Source organism: Actinomyces sp. oral taxon 849 str. F0330 (assembly GCF_000239715.1).
In the GTDB taxonomy this organism is placed as follows: Bacteria; Actinomycetota; Actinomycetes; order Actinomycetales; family Actinomycetaceae; genus Actinomyces; species Actinomyces johnsonii.
Window position 1 is genome coordinate 528,804 of record NZ_JH470348.1, and the last position, 4,178, is coordinate 532,981.

General features: G+C 71.2%; 4 protein-coding genes. 3 read left to right on the forward strand and 1 reads right to left on the reverse strand.

Annotation, left to right across the window (positions count from 1 at the left end; all coding sequences use genetic code 11):
* Positions 1-2: 2 nt before the first annotated feature.
* The 3 genes from rsgA to HMPREF0975_RS02115 all read left to right on the forward strand — a co-directional run bounded on the left by rsgA (position 3) and on the right by HMPREF0975_RS02115 (position 2,642).
* Complete coding sequence (gene rsgA / locus HMPREF0975_RS02105) at positions 3-980, forward strand: ribosome small subunit-dependent GTPase A (protein WP_009232464.1); 978 nt, start codon at positions 3-5, stop codon at positions 978-980.
* Between the two features lie 145 nt (positions 981-1,125).
* Positions 1,126-1,770: a GNAT family N-acetyltransferase gene (locus tag HMPREF0975_RS02110; protein ID WP_009232465.1), complete on the forward strand. Its 645-nt coding sequence runs from the start codon at positions 1,126-1,128 to the stop codon at positions 1,768-1,770.
* 131 nt (positions 1,771-1,901) lie between these two features.
* Complete coding sequence (locus HMPREF0975_RS02115) at positions 1,902-2,642, forward strand: helix-turn-helix transcriptional regulator (RefSeq protein ID WP_009232466.1); 741 nt, start codon at positions 1,902-1,904, stop codon at positions 2,640-2,642.
* 133 nt (positions 2,643-2,775) lie between these two features.
* Here the strand turns inward: HMPREF0975_RS02115 and HMPREF0975_RS02120 are convergent.
* Positions 2,776-4,178, reverse strand: a 1,403-nt coding sequence (locus HMPREF0975_RS02120) for a multicopper oxidase domain-containing protein (RefSeq protein WP_009232467.1), incomplete at its 5' end; no start/stop codon positions are given.

Here is a 4,178-nt window from a genome sequence, read left to right on the forward strand (position 1 = left end):
GGATCCGCCTGGATGACCCAAGCCTCACCGAGGACTCCAGCGGCAACATCACCGCCATGAAGGCCCGCGAGCTGGGGCGGGGCAAGGTCGTCGTCGGCGACCGGGTCGCCGTCGTCGGGGACATCAGCGGCCGCAAGGGCACCCTGGCGCGCATGGTCCGCATCGAGGAGCGCACCACCCTGCTGCGCCGCAGCGCCGAGGACGGGGACGCCGCCGGCACCGAGAGGGCGATCGTCGCCAACGCCGCCAAGCTCGTCATCGTCACCGCCGTGGCCGACCCCGAGCCGCGCCCGCGGATGATCGACCGCTACCTCGTAGCCGCCTACGACGCCGGCATGGAGCCGCTCATCGTGCTCACCAAGACCGACCTGGCCGACGCCGCCCCCCTGACGGGCCTCTACAGCCCCCTGGGCGTACGCTGCCTGGCTACGCACCTGCCCCACGGCTCCGAGACTGAGCCCCACGAGCCCTCTGAGGCCGGCGGTGCGGACGAGCGGCCCGGCGACGGCATCGAGGCGGTTCGCCGGGCCCTTACCGGCGCCGTCTCGGTGCTCGTGGGCCACTCCGGGGTCGGCAAGTCCACGCTCATCAACGCGATCGTGCCCGGTGCCGACCGAGCCACCGGCCGCGTCAACGAGGTCACCGGCCGCGGCCGTCACACCTCCACCAGCCTCCAGGCCCTCGCCCTGCCCGGCGGCGGCTGGGTCATCGACACTCCCGGAGTGCGCTCCTTCGGGGTCTCCCACGTAGGCAGCGCCGACGTCCTGCGCGGCTTCCCGGACCTGGCGGCCGTGGCCGAGGACTGCCCGCGCGGGTGCACCCACGAGCACGGCGTCGTCGACTGCGCCCTGGATACGTGGACGAGCGAGCCGGCCGAGCCGGGCGGCCCGGCCGCCCCCGAAGGGCGGCGCGAGCGGGTCGACTCCTTCCGCCGCCTACTGGCGCCCTCACTGGAGGCTGAGGATCCCACCAAGCCCTGAACAACCTCCCATCGCAGAGCGGTGGCTCTGCGCGAGCGCTCTCGGGGGCGGTCCACAGCGGCTCGGGCCGGCCCCGGTGGGCCGGCACCCGCCGCCGTCGGCAGGTTGTCCCGGAGGAGAACCGGCCACCCGCCGTGGTACACACATGGGCGTGACCACATCCAGCCCCCACCTACGTTGCGCCTCACCGGACGACCTCGACGCCGCGCGCGATCTGCTCACCGACGTCTTCCTGGTCGACCCGCTCATGAGCACCATCATCGGCGCCGCCCCCGAGCCGCGCGCCGCCCTGGAGCACCTGCACCACGTGGAGCTGAGCGCCACTTATCTCAACCCCGACCACCCCGCCTCTCTGGGCGACCTGGCCGTCGACGACGCCGGGCGCCTCCTCGGCGTCGCCCTGTGGGACGCTCCCGATCCCGCCGGCCCGCTCGGCCCCCACGGCGAGCCACCGGCCGGACTCGACCTGGAGCTTCTGGGGGACGCGTGGGAGCTGTGCCTGCTCGACGGCACCATGTGCGAGGCCGAGCGCCCCGCCGAGCCCCACTGGTACCTGTACATGATCGCCGTCGCCCCGGGCGCCCGCGACACCGGTACCGGGGCCGCGCTCCTGCGCAGAGGCCTGGAGCGGGTGGACGCCCAGGGGACGGTCGCCCATCTGGAGGCCACGACGCGCCGGGCGGCGTCCTTCTATGGGCGTCACGGTTTCGTCGATAGCGCGATCCTTAACTCTGAGGGCCGTCTGCCCGACTATTGGGCCATGACCCGACCGAAACGGCGCCAGCACTGAGTTTTTTCACGCTTCAACCTTCCCACTATTGGACACCGTGTGCTAAAACTCACATCACAGAGCCGTTGCAGGATTCAACTACAAGCCGATTTTGACGGTTCCCACAAGCGAAAGCGCGTTAGTCTCATGACATGCACAACCGTCCGATCCCTTCACTCCCACGTCCCGCCCTGGGCGATCTGTCCGCGCGCGCCAATCTCTCAGCGGCGCGCCGGCGCGTCCTGGAGGTCGTGGAGGCTTCAAACGACGCAATGACGGCCGTTCAGGTCGCCAACGCACTCAACCTGCACCACAACACCGTCCGTGAACACCTCGACGCCCTGGTCGACGCCGGGTTCGTCACGGTGTCCACCAAGCCGACCGGCAAGCGGGGCCGCCCGGCCCTGCGCTACGCCTCGACGGCCCCCGACCCCCAGCAGATGGTCGACGCCTACCTGCTGCTGCTCGACGCGATCGCCGACACCCTGGGCGAGGGCGAGGACGCCCACGCCACCGCCCTGGAGATCGGTCGCCGCTGGGCCGAGCTGACCCCGGGAACGGTTGCCGAGCCGACCATCGACGGCGAGGAGGTGGACCGGGTCACCGCCCTCATCCCCTACCTCGCGGTTATGGGCTTCGCCCCAGAGGTCTCCGGCGACACCGTCGTCCTGCGCTCCTGTCCGCTGGTCACCCGCAACCACAGGCCGCGCGACCTGGTGTGCACCATGCACGAGGGATTCCTGCGGGCCGTCGTCGGCCCCGACCCGGCGTCCTACGAGCGCATCAAGTTCCTGCCCAACGGGCCTGATGGCTGCCAGATCACCCCGGCCCAGCCGGCCCAGCCGCCCCAGGAGGACACGGAGCTGAAGATCGTCCACGCCGACGTCGCCTGAGCCGCGCTGCTCCGTCGACCTCCATCATCTGTCCAATCACCAACCACTACTAAGATCGCGAGACTTCGGCCCCGGGCACAGGCGCCCGGGGCCGAGTCGTGCTCGGGGCGGCTCCCCGAGGCGCGGTCTCGGCTCAGGCGGTGACCTCCAGGACGCCGTGAGCGCCCTTCTCCATGTCGGCGAAGGAGTGGGACACGAACACGTAGTGGCCCGGCTCGGAGGCGACGCACTCGACGAAGCCACCCTGGGCCGGGTGCAGGCCGAGAGCCTGGGAGCCGCCGGACCAGGCGGCCCCGATCTGGCTGGGGCCGCCGAGAGTCCAGGCCCCCTCGAAGAAGACCTGGTCGAACTGCAGGCCGACGGCGTGGAAGGAGGTCGGCAATGAGGGACCCGCGGCCATGACCCAGAAACGCACGCGCTCACCCACCCTGGCCTTGAGGGGCTGCTGGTGGTACTGGAAGGCCACCCCGTTGAAGGTCATGAGGTCGGGGGTCTTGGCGGCGATCTTGTCGGTGTTGGGCTCGCCGCCCTCGGGACCGAGGTAGACCTCGGAGGCGACGATGGCGTACTCGCGGTCCACGGCCGGCAGGCCCGGCGGATCGATGATGACGGCCCCGTGCATGCCCGCGGCCAGATGCAGGCTCATCGGGGAGGTGGAGCAGTGGTAGAGCCAGATCCCCGAGTGCTGGGCGGTGAAGGTGTAGACCAGGGACTCACCGGGGTTGATCGAACGCATCGCCTCATCGGGCGGGGTGATCCCGGCGTGGAAGTCGATGGAGTGGCTCATGGTGCCATCGTTGACCAGGGTGATCTCGAAGGTATCCCCCACCTTACCGCGCAGGACGGGGCCGGGGACCTGACCGTTGAAAGTCATGCGCCGCTGGGTGACGCCGCCGCCGACCTGCATAACCTGTTCGGTGACGGTGAAAGTGTGCCGGTGGGTCATGGGCCCGCCGTCGGGGCTGCTCGGGGCGGCCGGCAGGGCGGCCTCGAAGGCCTTGAAGTCGGCGGGCAGGTGGGCGGAGTAGTCGGGAACCGCGTCCTTGCCCGAGCCGGTCCGCCTGCTCTGGCCGCCGCCGTGCTGGTGGGTGCCGGCGCCCACCCCGCCCGCGGTGACGTGGAAGACCATGCCCTGGGCGCGGTGGCCTGCGATGGAGCACCAGCCCTCGACCGGCCCGGAGACGATACCGGCGTCGAGCGTGCCCTTGGCGCCGGCGGCCACGCGGCCGGTGGACTGGCCGGTGGCCAGAACGAGGTCGTGGACCTGGTCGGCGGTGTTGTCCAGGGTGATGACGAGCCGGTCGCCGGGGGTGACGTCGACCGTGTCGGGCACGAACCGCATGCCCTGGACGGTGATGGTGGCGTTGACGGTGTTGCCGGTGGCCTCGACGTCCTGGGCGCCCGTGCCCTGCCCCCGGTTGCCGATGACGCTACCGACGACGACGGCCGCCCCCGCGGTGAGCAGTCCCATGAGGATGCCGCGGCGGTCGGCGGAGCGGATCAGGCCGCCCGACGGCGCTGACGCAGCAGATGCCG